This window comes from Erwinia persicina NBRC 102418 (genome assembly GCF_001571305.1).
Classification (GTDB): domain Bacteria; phylum Pseudomonadota; class Gammaproteobacteria; order Enterobacterales; family Enterobacteriaceae; genus Erwinia; species Erwinia persicina.
Window position 1 is genome coordinate 1 of record NZ_BCTN01000002.1, and the last position, 16,961, is coordinate 16,961.

Consider the following 16,961-nt stretch of genomic DNA (forward strand, 5'->3'; position numbering starts at 1 on the left):
ACTGGCCTTACTCACTCTGCTTGTTAAGCGGGGCGCATCATATCAAATGAAGTGACGCTGTAAAGCCCCGTTTTGTATAAAGCGGCGTGTTTGCCGTTTTTTTGCCCGGGATGCTGTTTTGTCAGACAAAACAGCATCATCCGGCTTACAGAATGATGGTGCGGTTACCATAAACAAAGACGCGCTGCGCCAGTACCTGATAGAGCGCACGGCTAAGCGCATTCTTCTCAACATCGCGACCGGCACGCATCATATCTTCAGCGGTGTAGGTGTGATCGACGTGGATCACGTCCTGCATAATAATCGGGCCTTCGTCCAGATTATCATTCACATAGTGCGCGGTTGCGCCGATGATCTTCACGCCACGCTCATACGCCTGATGGTAAGGGCGTGCGCCGATAAAGGCCGGCAGGAACGAGTGGTGAATATTGATGATCTGATTGGGATAACGCTGTACAAATCCTGGCGTCAACACGCGCATGTATTTTGCCAGCACCACGTAATCAGGCTGATAGCGGTCAATTTCTGCCGCCATATTGGTATCATGTTCTTCGCGGGTTAATCCTTCGTGGCTGACCAGAACGAAGGGGATGTCGAAGCGCTCGACCAGGGTACGCAGGGTATCGTGGTTACCAATGACCGCCGCAATTTCAACATCCAGGCCACCATAGGCACTCTTCATCAGCAGATCACCCAGGCAGTGTGCCTCTTTGGTAACCAGAATAACAATCCTGCGACGGCCAGCCGGTTGCAACTCACGTACAGAGCCCACTGGTAGTGCACTGTCAAGGTCGGCAAGCAGCGTACTGTCGTTGAATATGCCTTCCAGCTCGGTACGCATGAAAAAACGCCCGGTACGGTGATCAACGAACTCATTGTTTTGCACAATATTCAGCTCGTGTTTGTAGCAAATATTGGTAATTTTAGCGATCAGCCCTTTAGCATCCGGGCAGATGGTGCGTAGAACTTTACGTTGCAGTGTTTGCGCTTGCATTGCGATGGTAATCCTGTCGATACAGATGGGAAATCCAGGTCACTACTGACCACAGCATTTCTTGTATTTTTTACCTGAGCCACAGGGGCACTGGTCATTACGCCCGATTGGCGGGAAGGTTCCGTCAATATAGTACCAGCGTTGCTCCTCCCGAAGAAAGCGCGAACGTTCATGAATAAAACTTTCGCGGCCATTTTCCGTAAAACGCGCAAAAAATGTCACATATCCCATAGCCTTTTCGGGCAAGGTTTCCATACTGATTAGCGTTAAGCCACGCCAGTGAGTATGGGCATAACTCTCCTCAATACTGGTCGCAAAATGCTGCGCGTTACAGGAGGGGTGCCAGGTGGCGACCAGATAGGGTGTATCCTGCTTCACGTAAGCACTGTAACGTGACCGCATTAAGGCTTCTGGGGTGGCCGGGAGTGTGCTCCCGTTTAGATACGGCTCGCAACATAGGCTATACTGCAATCCGCTACCGCACGGACAATGTTCAGACACGTTGACTCCGGAAGTTTTTATAACAGGTAAAATGAGATTCAGGCGTCATGATAACCGGGGAGACGCGGTGATGCCATTTGATCGTTGAGTACTGGCCAGAGGTGGAATGAGACAGGTAAAGATCGGGCTTGCGTTGGGATCGGGAGCGGCCAAAGGATGGGCCCATATCGGGGTGATTAATGCGCTGGAGCGCGCTGGCATACGTATTGACGTCGTGGCGGGGTGCTCGGTGGGCGCGCTGGTGGGTGCCGCCTATGCGAATCAGCGCTTGCCGTTAATGGAACGCTGGGTCCGATCTTTCAGCTACTGGCAGGTGATCCGCCTGATGGACTTTTCCTGGCAGCGGGGCGGCTTAATCCGCGGTGAAAGAGTATTCAGCCATGTCCGCCGTTTGATGGACTGCGACACTATTCAGCAGTGCTCTCTCCCTTTTGGGGCCGTCGCCACCAACCTCAGCACGGGGCGTGAACTGTGGCTGACGGAAGGGGATATTCATCAGGCAGTGCGTGCTTCCTGCAGTATGCCAGGCTTACTGGCACCAGTAAGCTGGAATGGATACTGGCTGGTGGACGGTGCCGTCGTCAATCCTGTTCCTGTATCACTGACGCGTGCGCTGGGCGCGGACATCGTGATTGCTGTCGACCTGCAACATGATGCTCACCTTATGCAACAAGACTTGTTTTCCGTAACGCCGGAGCCTGAAGGGCCGGACATGCCGCTATCCGTTGACAGCTGGAGTGGCCGACTGCGGCAGCGTATCGGGCGTTTTAAATCGCGCAGAATGAATTACACGCCCGGTGCCATGGAAATCATGTCTACATCCATCCAGGTCCTGGAAAACCGGCTTAAGCGTAATCGCATGGCGGGTGACCCTCCTGATGTTCTGATACAGCCATTCTGCCCGCAAATTTCCACCCTGGATTTTCATCGGGCAGAGGAAGCGATTGAAGCGGGGAGACTATCCGTTGAGAAAAAAATGGACGAACTGTTACCGCTGGTGCGTGACAGACAATAGCGTGGTCAATTAAGCATGCTACTTCAGGAAATTCTGAGAGGCGCAAAGGCCGTTTATAGACCACTATTGAGGTATCTGTTATGCAGGGGGACACAATGGAAAAACCATTAAGCGGAAAACATATTCTCATCGTTGAGGACGAAGTCGTTTTCCGTTCCCTGCTGGACAACTTCCTTACCGGGCTTGGCGCCGTCGTCACGTTGGCTGATGACGGTGTTCACGCGCTTGAACAAATGAGCCGGACTCAACCCGATCTGATGATTTGTGATCTGGCCATGCCACGAATGGGCGGCATTCAACTGGTCGAGCATATTCGCAGTCGTGGCGGTGCGCTGCCAATTCTGGTGATTTCAGCGACTGAAAACATGTCGGATATTGCGAATGTGCTGCGCATTGGCGTGCAGGATGTGCTGCTGAAGCCGGTGAAAGATCTTGGCAGGCTGCGTGAAGCGGTCTTCGAATGTCTTTATCCCTCAATGTTTACTTCGAAGGTGGAGGAGGACGAGCAATTATTCCAGGACTGGGATGCGCTGGTCAATGACCCTCAGTCTGCGGCAAAACTGCTGAAAGAGCTGCAGCCCCCTGTGCAGCAGACTATCGCCCATTGTCGGGTGAACTACCGTCAACTGACCATGGCAGAACAGCCGGGTCTGGTCTTAGACGTGGCGGCACTCTCTGAAAAAGATCTCGCCTTCTACTGCCTCGATGTGACGCGTGCAGGAGATAACGGGGTACTGGCTGCGCTGTTGTTGCGCGCCCTGTTTAATGGCCTGCTGCAAGAGCAGCTTTCCGGTCAGGGGCCAAGGCTACCTGAACTGGGCGCACTGCTGAAACAGGTTAATCTGTTACTCCGCCAGGCCAATTTAAAAGGGCAGTTCCCATTGCTGGTGGGTTATTATCATCAGGGTTTAAAAAATCTTATCCTGGTTTCTGCTGGTTTAAACGCCACTCTCAATATCCATACCCACCAAATTCAATTAAGCAATGGTGTTCCGTTGGGCACATTTGGCAGCACACATCTTAACCAAATCAGCCAGCGTTGTGATGCCTGGCAATGTCAGGTGTGGGGGGCCGGAGGGCGACTGCGCCTGATGTTATCGGCCGAATGACCGCCACCCAACGCTTTTCAACTGGCCCTGGCAGACAGGGCCAGTGATAACCTTTACAATTGGGTAATTATCTTAATTTATGCAGAAAAGGTTTATCCAGGATAAATCCGCGTGGGTTCCACTGGTATACTCACTTCGTTATTTTAACTCGACATATCAAGTAATAACTTGAACGGCCTAAAGAGAGGTACTTTGATGTCTGCCTATAAGTCCAAAGTAAAAAAAGCGGTAATCCCTGTTGCTGGTTTGGGAACGCGTATGTTACCTGCCACCAAGGCGATTCCAAAAGAGATGCTGCCGCTGGTTGATAAGCCGCTGATTCAGTATGTCGTAAACGAGTGTATCGCAGCAGGGATCAATGAAATTGTGCTGGTTACGCACTCTTCTAAAAACTCCATTGAAAACCACTTCGATACCAGTTTTGAGCTGGAAGCCATGCTGGAAAAACGCGTTAAGCGCCAGTTGCTGGAAGAGATCCAGTCAATCTGCCCACCGCATGTGACCATCATGCAGGTGCGTCAGGGCCTGGCGAAAGGCCTTGGCCACGCAGTCATGTGTGCCTGGCCGGTGATTGGCAATGAACCCGTTGCCGTTATCCTGCCCGATGTCATCATCGACGAATACGAATCGGATCTGTCGAAAGACAACCTGGCAGAAATGATGAAGCGTTTCGACGAAACCGGTCACAGCCAGATCATGGTAGAGCCTGTTGCCGATGTAACGGCCTATGGCGTGGTTGACTGCCAGGGTGCCGAGCTGAAGCCTGGCGACAGCGCACCGATGGTCGGTGTGGTAGAAAAACCTAAAGCAGACAAAGCGCCTTCTAACCTTGCGGTGGTTGGTCGTTACATTCTGTCTGCCGATATCTGGCCACTGCTGGCGAAAACGCCTCCAGGTGCCGGTGACGAAATTCAGCTGACCGACTCCATTGCGATGCTGATGGAAAAAGAGACAGTAGAAGCTTATCACCTCAAAGGGATCAGCCACGACTGCGGTAACAAACTGGGCTATATGCAGGCCTTCGTTGAGTACGGTGTGCGTCATAACACGCTGGGCAGCGATTTCAAAGCCTGGCTTGAAAGCACCGTTAATAATAAAAAGTAAGTTTAATTTCTAACCGGGACAATTCAATGAAAGTCACCGTATTTGGTATCGGCTATGTTGGTCTGGTTCAGGCTGCGGTTCTGGCCGAAGTCGGACATGACGTTCTTTGCATCGATGTCGACGAGAACAAAGTCGAGAATCTGAAGAAAGGGATCATTCCTATTTTTGAACCGGGCCTGACGCCGCTGGTGATGCAAAACTATGAGGCAGGTCGCCTCAAGTTTTCTACCAACGCCGAAGATGGCGTTAACCATGGTGTAATGCAGTTTATTGCTGTAGGCACGCCACCGGATGAAGATGGTTCCGCTGACCTGAAATATGTTACAGCGGTTGCGCGTACCATTGCGCAGCACATGAAAGACCACAAAGTGGTGCTGGACAAGTCTACTGTTCCTGTTGGCACAGCCGATCGGGTTCGCAAGGTAATGGAAGAAACGCTGAAGGAGCGCGGTGAAGCGCTGACTTTTGATGTGGTTTCTAATCCGGAATTCCTCAAAGAGGGGGCTGCGGTCAGCGACTGTATGCGTCCTGAGCGTATCGTTATCGGCACTGATAACGACGAGGTGGTTGAACTGCTGCGTGAGCTGTATGAGCCGTTCAACCGCAATCACGACCGTATGATCCTGATGGATATTCGTAGTGCTGAACTGACCAAGTATGCGGCCAACTGCATGCTGGCGACGAAGATCAGCTTTATGAACGAAATCTCCAACCTGGCCGAGCGCCTGGGGGCAGACGTCGAAAAAGTTCGTCAGGGTATTGGGTCTGATTCGCGCATTGGTTACTCGTTTATCTACCCTGGCTGCGGCTATGGTGGTTCCTGCTTCCCGAAAGATGTGCAGGCGCTGATCCGTACGGCTGAGCAGATTGGCTATAAGCCACGTCTGCTGCAGGCGGTGGAAGACGTTAACGACTCGCAGAAGAACAAGCTGCCGACCTTTATCAAACGTCATTTTGGCGACAACCTGCAGGGCAAAACCTTTGCCGTATGGGGCCTGTCCTTTAAGCCAAACACCGATGATATGCGTGAAGCCTCCAGCCGTGTGCTGATGGAAGCACTATGGCAGGCAGGCGCAACGGTTCAGGCGTTTGATCCGGAAGCGATGGACGAAGCACAGCGCATCTATGGCCACCGCAGCGACCTTAAGCTGATGGGAACCAAAGAGGCGGCGCTTCAGGGTGCTGATGGTCTGGTCATTTGTACTGAATGGCAGAATTTCCGCGCGCCTGATTTTGACGTGATTAAAAATGCACTCAAAGAACCCGTGATTTTTGATGGTCGTAACCTGTATGATCCAGAAAGAATCAGCAAACGCGGTTTTGTTTATTATGCAATCGGCCGCGGAGCATCTCTTAACATTGCATAATTAACGAGGGTAGTATGAAATATCTGGTCACCGGCGCAGCAGGATTTATTGGCTTTCATGTCACTCAACGTCTGCTTGCCGCCGGTCACCAGGTTGTCGGTCTCGACAACCTGAATGATTATTACGATGTTAACCTTAAGACGGCACGTCTTGATCTGATTAACACCCACCCGAATTTTACCTTTATGAAAGGCGACCTGGCCGATCGTGAAGGCATCGCTGAGCTGTTTCGCTCTCAGCGCTTCCAACGTGTTATCCACCTTGCTGCTCAGGCGGGGGTGCGTTATTCACTGGAAAACCCCCTGGCTTATGCTGATGCCAACCTGATTGGCCACCTTAATATCCTGGAAGGGTGCCGGCATAATCAGGTGGAACATTTGCTGTATGCTTCTTCCAGCTCGGTATATGGGCTGAACCGTAAAATGCCATTCTCAACGGACGACTCAGTTGACCATCCGGTATCCCTTTACGCGGCGACGAAGAAAGCCAATGAGCTGATGTCACATACCTATTCTCATCTGTATGGTATTCCCACCACCGGCTTACGTTTCTTTACCGTCTATGGCCCGTGGGGGCGTCCGGATATGGCACTGTTTAAATTCACCCGAGCGATTATCGCGGGTGAAAAAATTGATGTGTATAACCATGGTCAGATGCGACGCGACTTTACCTATATCGATGATATTGCCGAAGCTATTCTTCGTTTGCAGGATGTTATCCCACAGGCGGATATAAACTGGACGGTGGAAAGTGGCAGTCCGGCCACCAGCTCTGCGCCTTATCGCGTTTATAATATCGGTAATAGTCAACCGGTCACGCTGATGAAGTATATTGAGGCGCTCGAAAGCGCTCTGGGACAGGTTGCTGAAAAGAATATGCTGCCTATGCAGCCGGGTGACGTGATGGAAACCAGTGCGGATACGACAGCGCTTTACAAAGTCATTGGTTTCAAACCTCAAACCTCAGTAGAAGAGGGTGTGGCCCGCTTTGTAGAGTGGTACAAAGATTTTTATCAGAAATAAGCCTGTCAGGCTGATGCAATGAAAAAGGGAGCCTGATGGCTCCCTTGTTTTATCTTAACCTGATGAAAAAATTAAAATATGACCCAAAACCCCATTTTAACTATGGAATATTAGAGAAGGACCCTGAGCAGTATTACAGCAGAAAATCATCCAGATTCTTGCCTTGCTCTTCAATTGCTTTTTTAATCACAGCAGGCGTACGGCCCTGACCCGTCCAGGTTTTGCTTTCGCCGTTTTCATCAATGTAAGAGTATTTAGCAGGACGTGCTGCACGTTTGGCTTTACCCGGCGCTTTAGCCGCAGCCAGCGTGGAGAGTAATTCATTAGGATCAATGCCATCAGCAATAAGCATGTCGCGATACTGCTGTAGTTTGCGCGTGCGCTCTTCAACTTCTGCCTGAGCCTGACTGTCTTCTTCACGGCGTTCGTTGACGACAACTTCCAGTTTTTCCAGCATTTCTTCCAGCGTCTCCAGGCTACATTCTCTTGCCTGCGCACGCAGTGTACGGATATTGTTCAGAATTTTAAGTGCTTCGCTCATTGTCCAATTCTCTAATTTTAATTGATGGGGATATTTCTGCCTGATAATAATAGTGTTCGCCATTACGAACTGCAATAGTTAATTTTGTAAGAAAATAGATTGTGGTAATAGAAAGTAAAAACGGGGGGAGGTTGAGCGGTTAATAGGATATTTCACAGAAATTAATGGCCAGCATTCAACAGGTATAGCCGCAGTGATGTCGCCGATAACGGCCATTCATTAATAGTAAAAAGCGGTTGGTTTATGCTGAAAATGCCTGTTCTTCTTCTTTTTCGCTGTGATATTTCCGCTGGCAGGAAAGCTTTCATTCCCTTACTTTATGATACACTGCGGCCTTCCTTGATCACTTTGGAGTAGGGTGGGTGGCTCAACTTTATTTCTATTACTCTGCCATGAATGCCGGTAAGTCTACGGCGTTGTTGCAATCTTCTTATAATTATCATGAGCGCGGAATGCGTACGCTGGTGTATACCGCTGAAATCGATAACCGCTTTGGTGCAGGCAAAGTCAGCTCACGAATTGGCCTTTCATCTCCAGCAAAATTGTATAATAACGCGACGTCATTGTATGGCGAGATTAACGCAGAACATCAGTTGGAACCGGTTCACTGTGTCCTGGTTGATGAAAGCCAGTTTTTAACGCGCGATCAGGTTCGGGCACTTTCAGAAGTGGTCGATCATTTAGATATACCCGTACTCTGCTATGGGTTGCGTACGGATTTTCGCGGTGAGTTGTTTATCGGCAGTCAGTATCTGCTGGCATGGTCCGATAAGCTGGTGGAATTAAAAACTATCTGCCACTGCGGCAGAAAGGCCAGCATGGTATTACGGCTGGATGAAAGCGGAAAACCCTTCGAAGAAGGGGAGCAGGTGCAAATTGGCGGCAATGAGCGCTACGTATCGGTGTGCCGTAAACATTATTACGAAGCGTTAAACAGTGGCTCGATGGAGGCTATATTCGGCCATCGCCACCTGACCTCCGGCAACTGACAATATTTTTCAGCAGGGGACTAAGCCAGCCGCTCGTTTCTCCGGTCCGTAAGCGTGGCTTACGGATGATGGAATAAAAAAACCCGCCATCAGGCGGGTTTTTTACGTCAAGGTGGGCTTAACGTTTTACTTTACGTTCACTTTTTTTTGTTTCTGCAGCAACTACCGGCGCGGTTACCGCTTCTGCCACATTAGCGAAGGGTTCGACAAAGTCACGGCCGTAGAAGCTGTCCAGCATAATCTGTTTCAATTCCGCAATCAGCGGATAACGCGGGTTAGCGCCGGTACACTGGTCATCAAAGGCATCGTCGGCCAGTTTATCAACCTTCGCCAGGAAGTCCGCTTCCTGCACCCCGGCTTCACGGATAGACTTAGGAATACCCAGTTCAGCTTTCATTCCGTCCAGCCATACCAGCAGTTTTTCAATTTTCTGTGCGGTACGGTCACCGGGCGCGCTGAGACGCAGGTGATCGGCAATTTCGGCGTAGCGGCGACGCGCCTGAGGGCGGTCGTACTGGCTGAAGGCCGTCTGTTTTGTCGGGTTGTCGTTCGCGTTGTAGCGGATAACGTTACAAATCAGCAGGGAGTTAGCCAGTCCGTGTGGAATATGGAACTCTGAACCCAGTTTGTGGGCCATTGAGTGACACACCCCAAGGAAGGCGTTAGCAAACGCGATACCGGCAATGGTGGCCGCGTTGTGCACACGTTCACGCGCTACCGGGTTTTTCGCCCCCTCGTTGTAACTGGCAGGCAGGTTTTCCTGCAGCAGTTTCAGAGCCTGCAGAGCCTGTCCGTCTGAATACTCATTCGCCAGCACGGAGACATAGGCTTCCAGCGCATGGGTAACCGCATCCAGCCCGCCAAAGGCGCACAGAGATTTAGGCATATCCATCACCAGGTTAGCATCCACAATGGCCATGTCCGGGGTCAGGGCATAGTCTGCCAGCGGATATTTCTGACCGGTCGCATCATCAGTCACTACCGCAAACGGGGTGACTTCTGAACCCGTGCCCGACGTCGTGGTCACTGCGATCATTTTGGCTTTCACGCCCATTTTCGGGAACTTGTAGATGCGTTTACGGATATCCATAAAGCGCAGCGCCAGCTCTTCGAAGTGGGTTTCAGGATGTTCATACATCACCCACATAATTTTCGCTGCATCCATTGGTGACCCGCCGCCCAGGGCGATAATCACGTCAGGCTTGAAGGAGTGCATCTGTTCGGCACCCTTGCGGACGATACTCAGTGTCGGGTCAGCTTCCACTTCAAAGAACACTTCAGTTTCTACACCACGCGCTTTCAGCACGTTAACGATTTGGTCAGCATAGCCGTTGTTAAACAGGAAACGGTCAGTCACGATAAAGGCGCGTTTGGCCCCGTCTGTTGCCACCTCGTCAAGCGCGATAGGCAGTGAGCCACGGCGGAAGTAAATAGACTTAGGAAGTTTGTGCCACAACATATTCTCTGCTCGCTTGGCCACGGTTTTCGTGTTGATCAGATGTTTAGGACCCACGTTCTCAGAAATTGAGTTACCGCCCCATGAGCCACAGCCCAGTGTCAGGGAAGGGGCGAGTTTAAAGTTATACAGGTCACCGATGCCGCCCTGCGAAGCCGGGGTATTGATCAGGATGCGTGCTGTCTTCATCTTGTCGCCAAACAGATTGACGCGTTCACGCTGGTTGTCCTGGTCAGTGTACAGGCAGGAGGTGTGACCGATACCGCCCATGGCCACCAGTTTTTCCGCCTTGCTGACGGCGTCATTGAAGTCTTTCGCACGGTACATAGCGAGGGTCGGAGACAATTTTTCATGAGCGAAAGGTTCTGACTCATCGACCAGCTTCACTTCGCCAATCAGAATTTTGGTGTTACCCGGCACGCTGATGCCCGCCATTTCGGCAATTTTTACCGCCGGCTGTCCGACAATCGCGGCATTGAGCGCGCCATTTTTCAGGATGATATCCTGAACCGCTTTCAGCTCCTGCCCCTGCAGCATGTAACCGCCGTGGCTGGCAAAACGTTCACGGACGGCGTCATAAGCGCTGTCAACGACAATCACTGACTGTTCAGAGGCGCAGATAACGCCGTTATCAAAGGTTTTTGACATCAGGATGGAAGCCACCGCGCGTTTAATATCGGCAGTCTCATCAATCACCACCGGGGTGTTACCCGCCCCGACGCCGATTGCGGGTTTACCTGAGCTGTAAGCGGCTTTGACCATACCCGGGCCGCCGGTGGCCAGAATCAGGTTAATATCCGGGTGATGCATCAACTGGTTGGACAGCTCAACGGAAGGAACATCGATCCAGCCAATGATATCTTTGGGGGCACCGGCAGCAATGGCGGCCTGCAGAACGATATCGGCAGCTTTGTTAGTGGCATTTTTCGCGCGGGGATGGGGCGAGAAGATAATCCCGTTACGCGTCTTAAGGCTGATCAGGGCTTTGAAGATAGCGGTAGAAGTGGGGTTAGTGGTCGGTACAATTCCGCAGATGAGGCCGATAGGCTCTGCGATAGTGATCGTGCCGAAGGTATCATCAGTGGCGAGGATACCGCAGGTTTTTTCGTCTTTATAAGCGTTATAAATATATTCGGAGGCGAAGTGGTTTTTGATGACTTTGTCTTCGACAATACCCATACCGGACTCAGCGACGGCCATTTTGGCCAGAGGAATACGGGCATCGGCGGCTGCCAGAGCGGCGGCACGGAAGATTTTGTCTACCTGTTCCTGACTGAAGTTAGCGAATTCACGCTGGGCTTGTTTAACACGTTCAACAAGGGCATTTAGTTCAGTGATATTAGTAACGGCCATGAGGCTCTCCTGAAAGTTAAACTCTATTAGTAAACAAGTCAGAACTAGAAATTATAGTCATCCTGCCTGTCACTGCCCGCTAAGGGTTTGTCAGAAGACTAAAAACATTCTAATAGGTTTACTAAAAGAGTCTGCCACAGCGCCCGGCTACGGCTCCCTTTAGGTACTTTATCAACTCCTTTTGATGTCACTGAGCATAGCGGTTGTCCTGGGGTGAAAAGATGATTTGGATCATTAATTATGCAAGCTGATACCTTTCAGCCTGGCGAAAAATCTGACATGTGACCGGTAATTTCCACTGGCCGAGGGCATTACACCCTTTGCCTTTTCATTATGCTGAATTTTGATATGTTTTTAGTGAAAAAATCTGGGTATAAGCCATTAATATAGGGTGATATTCCATGCCTGAAGGGATAGTCAACCTGGCGGATTTCCATTACATTAGCCGCCATGAATCCGTCCCCCTACAGGAGCGCAGTGTGAATCCTGCATTATTAGATCTTTCAGGCTATATCAAGTTTTTTGTGGGCCTGTTTGCTCTGGTCAACCCCATCGGGATTATCCCGGTATTTATCAGTATGACCAGTTATCAGGTCCCGGCGGCAAGGAATAAAACGAATCTGACCGCCAACCTGTCGGTGGCGATCATCCTTTGGACCGCGCTATTCCTGGGCGACGGTATTCTGCATATTTTTGGTATCTCCATTGACTCTTTCCGAATTGCCGGCGGTATTCTGGTTGTGACCATAGCCATGTCGATGATCAGCGGGAAGCTGGGGGAAGATAAGCAGAATAAGCAGGAAAAATCAGAGAGTGCCATTCGGGAAAGTATTGGCGTTGTACCGCTGGCGCTGCCGCTGATGGCCGGACCGGGTGCAATCAGCTCAACGATTGTGTGGAGCACGCGCTATCACAGCTGGCAAAACCTGCTTGGTTTTACCGTGGCGATAGCCCTCTTTGCGTTTTGCTGCTGGTTGCTGTTCCGTGCAGCCCCCCTGATGGTGAGAGTGTTAGGCCAGACCGGAATCAACGTGGTGACCCGTATCATGGGCTTATTATTGATGGCCCTGGGAATTGAATTTGTTGTCACCGGCATCAGAGCTCTCTTTCCCGGGTTAACACATTAACCCGGTTTAAATTCTGCAATGGGTCAGCTAAAGCGCATTTAATGCGCTTTTTTTTTCGCACCCCTCGCTTCATTGCACTATTTAAGTGCAAATTACGCATTGTGCGTTCTTTTTTGGTGCATTAATTCATTTCGCTTACTTCACCGCCGCCATTATTAATGTAATTACTGCAAACGAAAAATAAATCCATTCGTTTGTAGTGGGTGTGATTTTTTTAACATTACAACGTAGCGTGTATTTGCTAATTAGCTAGTTTTATATGCTGCTAATCTTGCAAATATTAGTGTTGTGATGACTATTCTTCGTTTTCAGACGATATTTGCTTAAAATTCAGGCGAAAAATTGTTTTTTTTCGATCCTTTTATCGTTAAATATCCTTTTTATGCTTATTTTTCATAATCTTAACTGTTATTTTTCAATAATAAATAACACTTTTCCCCTGCTTTTTATCATGATAAAAGAGAAATGGTTAACATTTTTGCTATTTAGCTTTAGCGGAAATGAGCCCCTTCTGATAATTTTTTAGTGGCCTTGATAAAAAGTGGCACTGGAAATGCAATCCACAAGGGCCGTGACCAGTGATGATCGACATCATCCTGCGTCAGCACAGATAATCCTTATCTGATCCGACACGACAGCGTGCGGCATGGCCGGGCGCTGGAAGGTGATAGCAGGCAGTTCTCAGCAGTTATGAGTATAAAAAAACAAACCGGACGGCCTCGTTCCGCCGTCCGGTGAAGTTTTCCCTAAAAATGGGGTAACCACGGTGCCCGGCACACGTCGGTATTAATAAAAACAGGAGTAGGTAAAAAATGATCAACATCACGAAGAAAAGTCTGATCGCCGCCGGCGTGATGGCCGCACTGGGGTCAATGACAGCGCATCAGGCGCTGGCCGCTGAGGTGCCTGCGGGCGTCGAACTGGCCGCCAAACAGGAGCTGGTGAAAGGGAACGGTGCTGAACTGCAGTCGCTGGATCCCCATAAAATTGAAGGTGTACCTGAATCTAACGTGAACCGTGACCTGCTGGAAGGCCTGGTAATCAGCGATACCAAAGGGCATCCTATTCCTGGCGTGGCCGAAAGCTGGGACAATAAAGACGGTAAGGTGTGGACCTTCCACCTGCGCAAAGATGCCAAGTGGTCAAACGGTGAGCCCGTCACTGCCCAGGACTTCGTCTACAGCTGGCAGCGCCTGTCCGATCCTAAAACGGCGTCACCCTACGCAAGCTATCTGCAATACGGCCATCTTGAGAATATCGATGATATTATCGCCGGCAAAAAAAGCCCCGATACGCTGGGCGTGAAGGCCGTCGATGCGCATACACTGGAAGTCACGCTGAGTGAGCCAGTGCCGTATTTCTTCAAGCTGCTGATCCATCCTTCCATGTCCCCGGTGTATAAACCGGCTGTCGACAAATTTGGGGAAAAATGGACCCAGCCTGCCAACTGGGTAGGCAATGGCGCCTTTAAACTGTCCGAGTGGGTGGTCAACGAACGTATCGTTCTGGTGCGTAATACCGACTACTGGGATAACAAAGACACTAAGCTGGATAAAGTAACCTTCCTGCCGATCTCGTCTGAAGTCACCGACGTCAACCGTTACCGCAGCGGCGGCAGCGACATGACCTATAACAACATGCCTATCGAGCTGTTCCAGAAGCTGAAAAAAGACATCCCGGGTGAGGTTCACGTTGATCCTTATCTCTGCACCTATTACTACGAAATTAATAACCAGAAGCCTCCATTCAACGACCCGCGCGTGCGCGCCGCACTGAAACTTGGCATTGATCGCGACATCATTGTCACCAAGGTGAAAGGTCAGGGCGATCTTCCGGCCTACAGCTACACTCCGCCATACACCGAAGGCATTAAACTGACCCCGCCGGAGTGGTTTGGCTGGACGCAGGAAAAACGTAATGAAGAGGCGAAAAAACTGCTGGCAGAAGCCGGTTATACGGCCGACAAACCGCTGACGTTTAGCCTGCTGTATAACACCTCCGATCTGCATAAAAAGCTGGCCATCGCCGCCTCGTCCATCTGGAAGAAAAACCTGGGTGTGAACGTTAAGCTTGAAAACCAGGAGTGGAAAACCTTCCTTGATACCCGCCATCAGGGTAATTATGATGTCGCCCGTGCGGGCTGGTGTGCCGACTACAACGAACCGACCACGTTCCTGGGCACCATGCAGTCCAACAGCAGTAACAACACCTCGCACTATAAGAGTGAAGCCTTCGATAAAGCGATGGATGCCGCGCTGTCCTCTCCGGATGAAGCCACTCGCGCGACACGTTATGCCGACGCTGAAAAAATCCTCGATAAGGATTCAGTGATCGTACCGGTCTATTACTACGTCAATGCCCGTCTGGTGAAACCTTACGTTGGCGGTTATACCGGTAAAGATCCGCTGGATAACGTTTACGATAAAAACTTGTATATCATCAAACATTAATGACCGGCGTCGGAGAGGAGAAATCCTCTCCGACAGGCCTTTTTTAGAGCAGCGCTGAGGCAGTAAGCCGGGCAGGTAGGGCAATGTTAAAATTTATCTTTCGTCGTTTTCTTGAAGCGATCCCGACGCTATTTATTCTGATTACCATCTCCTTCTTTATGATGCGACTGGCACCGGGGAGTCCGTTTACCGGTGAGCGTACGCTGTCGCCAGAAGTCATGGCCAATATCGAAGCCAAATATCATTTAAATGATCCGATCCTGACACAGTATTTCAGCTATCTGAAACAACTGGCACACGGGGATTTTGGCCCGTCATTTAAATATAAAGATTATACCGTCAATGACCTCGTGGCCGGTTCTTTCCCCGTTTCCGCGAAGTTAGGTGCGGCCGCCTTCCTGTTTGCCCTGGTACTCGGGGTGAGTGCAGGGGTTATCGCGGCACTCAAGCAGAATACCAAATGGGACTATGCGGTAATGGGGGTGGCAATGACCGGGATAGTGATACCCAGTTTTGTGGTTGCGCCACTGCTGGTACTGCTGTTCTCGATCACGCTGAAGTGGCTGCCCGGAGGCGGGTGGAACGGCGGGGCGCTGAAATTTATGATCCTGCCGATGGTGGCGCTGTCTCTGGCCTATATTGCCAGCATCGCGCGTATTACCCGTGGATCAATGATTGAAGTGCTGCACTCCAACTTTATCCGCACCGCACGCGCCAAAGGGCTGCCGATGCACCGCATTGTACTGCGTCATGCCCTGAAGCCTGCGCTGCTGCCGGTGCTGTCCTACCTTGGGCCGGCATTTGTCGGCATCATTACCGGCTCAATGGTCATTGAAACTATTTATGGCCTGCCTGGTATTGGCCAGCTGTTTGTGAACGGTGCGCTGAACCGCGATTATTCGCTGGTGTTAAGCCTGACCATTCTGGTCGGTGCGCTGACCATCCTTTTTAATGCGATTGTGGACGTGTTGTATGCGGTCATCGATCCGAAAATTCGTTACTGATCCTGGAGCCGGGAATGATGTTTGCTAAGAAAAACAGCGAAGCTCTGGATAACTTCACTGAAAAGTTAGAAATCGAAGGCCGCAGCCTGTGGCAGGACGCGCGCCGACGCTTTATCCATAACCGCGCGGCAGTCGCCAGTCTGTTTGTCCTGCTGCTGGTGGCTTTGTTTGTGATATTTGCCCCCATGCTGTCTGCATTTACTTATGACGACACTGACTGGGCAATGATGTCGGCGGCACCGGATATGACGTCGGGCCACTATATGGGGACGGACTCCTCCGGGCGCGACCTGCTGGTCCGTGTGGCGATTGGGGGGCGTATCTCCCTGATGGTCGGTATTGCCGCCGCGCTGGTGGCGGTGGTGCTGGGGACGTTGTATGGCACGCTGGCAGGCTATCTGGGGGGACGGGTTGACTCCGTGATGATGCGTCTGCTGGAGATCCTCAACTCTTTCCCGTTTATGTTCTTCGTTATCCTGTTGGTCACCTTCTTTGGCCAAAATATTCTGCTTATCTTCGTGGCTATCGGTATGGTTTCCTGGCTGGATATGGCACGTATCGTGCGTGGTCAGACTCTGAGCCTGAAGCGTAAAGAGTTTATCGAAGCGGCCGAGGTGGGGGGTGTTTCCACCCTGAATATCGTCCTGCGCCATATCGTGCCGAACGTGCTTGGGGTGGTGGTGGTGTACGCCTCGCTGCTGGTGCCGAGCATGATCCTGTTTGAATCCTTCCTCAGCTTCCTCGGACTGGGGACGCAGGAACCGTTAAGCAGTTGGGGAGCCCTGCTCAGTGACGGTGCTAATTCAATGGAGGTTTCACCCTGGCTGCTGCTGTATCCGGCTGGTTTCCTCGTGATTACCCTGTTCTGTTTCAACTTTATCGGTGATGGCCTGCGTGATGCCCTCGACCCGAAAGACCGTTAAGGAGTT

14 protein-coding genes are annotated in these 16,961 nt (G+C 50.9%); 10 read left to right on the forward strand and 4 right to left on the reverse strand.

From position 1 onward, the window contains the following. Positions 1 to 145 precede the first annotated feature (145 nt). Both purU and EPE01S_RS02975 read right to left on the reverse strand, forming a co-directional pair. On the reverse strand, positions 146 to 994 hold the full coding sequence (gene purU / locus EPE01S_RS02970) for a formyltetrahydrofolate deformylase (RefSeq protein ID WP_062743110.1): 849 nt from the start codon (positions 992 to 994) through the stop codon (positions 146 to 148). A gap of 42 nt (positions 995 to 1,036) precedes the next feature. Continuing rightward, the gene (locus tag EPE01S_RS02975; RefSeq protein WP_062743111.1) at positions 1,037 to 1,495 is read right to left on the reverse strand and encodes a YchJ family protein; all 459 of its coding nucleotides are present in this window, start codon (positions 1,493 to 1,495) and stop codon (positions 1,037 to 1,039) included. Positions 1,496 to 1,601: 106 nt separating this feature from the next. Between EPE01S_RS02975 and rssA the strand changes: the two genes are divergently transcribed. The 5 genes from rssA (at position 1,602) to EPE01S_RS03000 (ending at position 7,112) form a co-directional block, all read left to right on the forward strand. After that, complete coding sequence (gene rssA, locus EPE01S_RS02980; RefSeq protein WP_062743112.1) at positions 1,602 to 2,510, forward strand: patatin-like phospholipase RssA; 909 nt, start codon at positions 1,602 to 1,604, stop codon at positions 2,508 to 2,510. Between the two features lie 95 nt (positions 2,511 to 2,605). Further along, positions 2,606 to 3,619 (forward strand): two-component system response regulator RssB, encoded by a 1,014-nt coding sequence (gene rssB, locus EPE01S_RS02985; protein ID WP_062743113.1) that lies wholly within the window; start codon positions 2,606 to 2,608, stop codon positions 3,617 to 3,619. 195 nt (positions 3,620 to 3,814) lie between these two features. Further along, positions 3,815 to 4,723: a UTP--glucose-1-phosphate uridylyltransferase GalU gene (galU, locus tag EPE01S_RS02990; protein WP_062743114.1), complete on the forward strand. Its 909-nt coding sequence runs from the start codon at positions 3,815 to 3,817 to the stop codon at positions 4,721 to 4,723. A gap of 26 nt (positions 4,724 to 4,749) precedes the next feature. Continuing rightward, entirely contained in the window at positions 4,750 to 6,090 is a 1,341-nt protein-coding gene (locus tag EPE01S_RS02995; protein ID WP_062743115.1) for a UDP-glucose dehydrogenase family protein, read from the forward strand. A 14-nt stretch (positions 6,091 to 6,104) separates the two neighbouring features. Further along, positions 6,105 to 7,112 carry an NAD-dependent epimerase gene (locus EPE01S_RS03000; RefSeq protein WP_062743116.1) on the forward strand — a complete coding sequence of 336 codons (1,008 nt, stop codon included), beginning with the start codon at positions 6,105 to 6,107 and terminating at the stop codon, positions 7,110 to 7,112. A gap of 133 nt (positions 7,113 to 7,245) precedes the next feature. Here the strand turns inward: EPE01S_RS03000 and hns are convergent, their stop codons facing one another. Next, entirely contained in the window at positions 7,246 to 7,653 is a 408-nt protein-coding gene (gene hns / locus EPE01S_RS03005; RefSeq protein ID WP_062743117.1) for a histone-like nucleoid-structuring protein H-NS, read from the reverse strand. A 362-nt stretch (positions 7,654 to 8,015) separates the two neighbouring features. Between hns and tdk the strand changes: the two genes are divergently transcribed. Beyond that, entirely contained in the window at positions 8,016 to 8,642 is a 627-nt protein-coding gene (gene tdk, locus EPE01S_RS03010; RefSeq protein ID WP_062743118.1) for a thymidine kinase, read from the forward strand. A gap of 118 nt (positions 8,643 to 8,760) precedes the next feature. Here the strand turns inward: tdk and adhE are convergent, their stop codons facing one another. After that, positions 8,761 to 11,451: a bifunctional acetaldehyde-CoA/alcohol dehydrogenase gene (adhE, locus tag EPE01S_RS03015; protein WP_062743119.1), complete on the reverse strand. Its 2,691-nt coding sequence runs from the start codon at positions 11,449 to 11,451 to the stop codon at positions 8,761 to 8,763. A 479-nt stretch (positions 11,452 to 11,930) separates the two neighbouring features. Between adhE and EPE01S_RS03020 the strand changes: the two genes are divergently transcribed. From EPE01S_RS03020 to oppC, 4 genes are all read left to right on the forward strand, one after another. Continuing rightward, positions 11,931 to 12,578, forward strand: coding sequence for a YchE family NAAT transporter (locus EPE01S_RS03020; RefSeq protein WP_062743120.1), 648 nt, complete (start codon positions 11,931 to 11,933; stop codon positions 12,576 to 12,578). An 812-nt stretch (positions 12,579 to 13,390) separates the two neighbouring features. Beyond that, a complete protein-coding gene (oppA, locus tag EPE01S_RS03025; protein WP_062743121.1) occupies positions 13,391 to 15,028 on the forward strand; it encodes an oligopeptide ABC transporter substrate-binding protein OppA in 1,638 nt (545 codons plus the stop codon). A gap of 83 nt (positions 15,029 to 15,111) precedes the next feature. Beyond that, complete coding sequence (oppB, locus tag EPE01S_RS03030; protein ID WP_062743122.1) at positions 15,112 to 16,032, forward strand: oligopeptide ABC transporter permease OppB; 921 nt, start codon at positions 15,112 to 15,114, stop codon at positions 16,030 to 16,032. Between the two features lie 14 nt (positions 16,033 to 16,046). After that, entirely contained in the window at positions 16,047 to 16,955 is a 909-nt protein-coding gene (gene oppC / locus EPE01S_RS03035; RefSeq protein WP_062743123.1) for an oligopeptide ABC transporter permease OppC, read from the forward strand. The last annotated feature ends 6 nt before the right edge of the window (positions 16,956 to 16,961 follow it).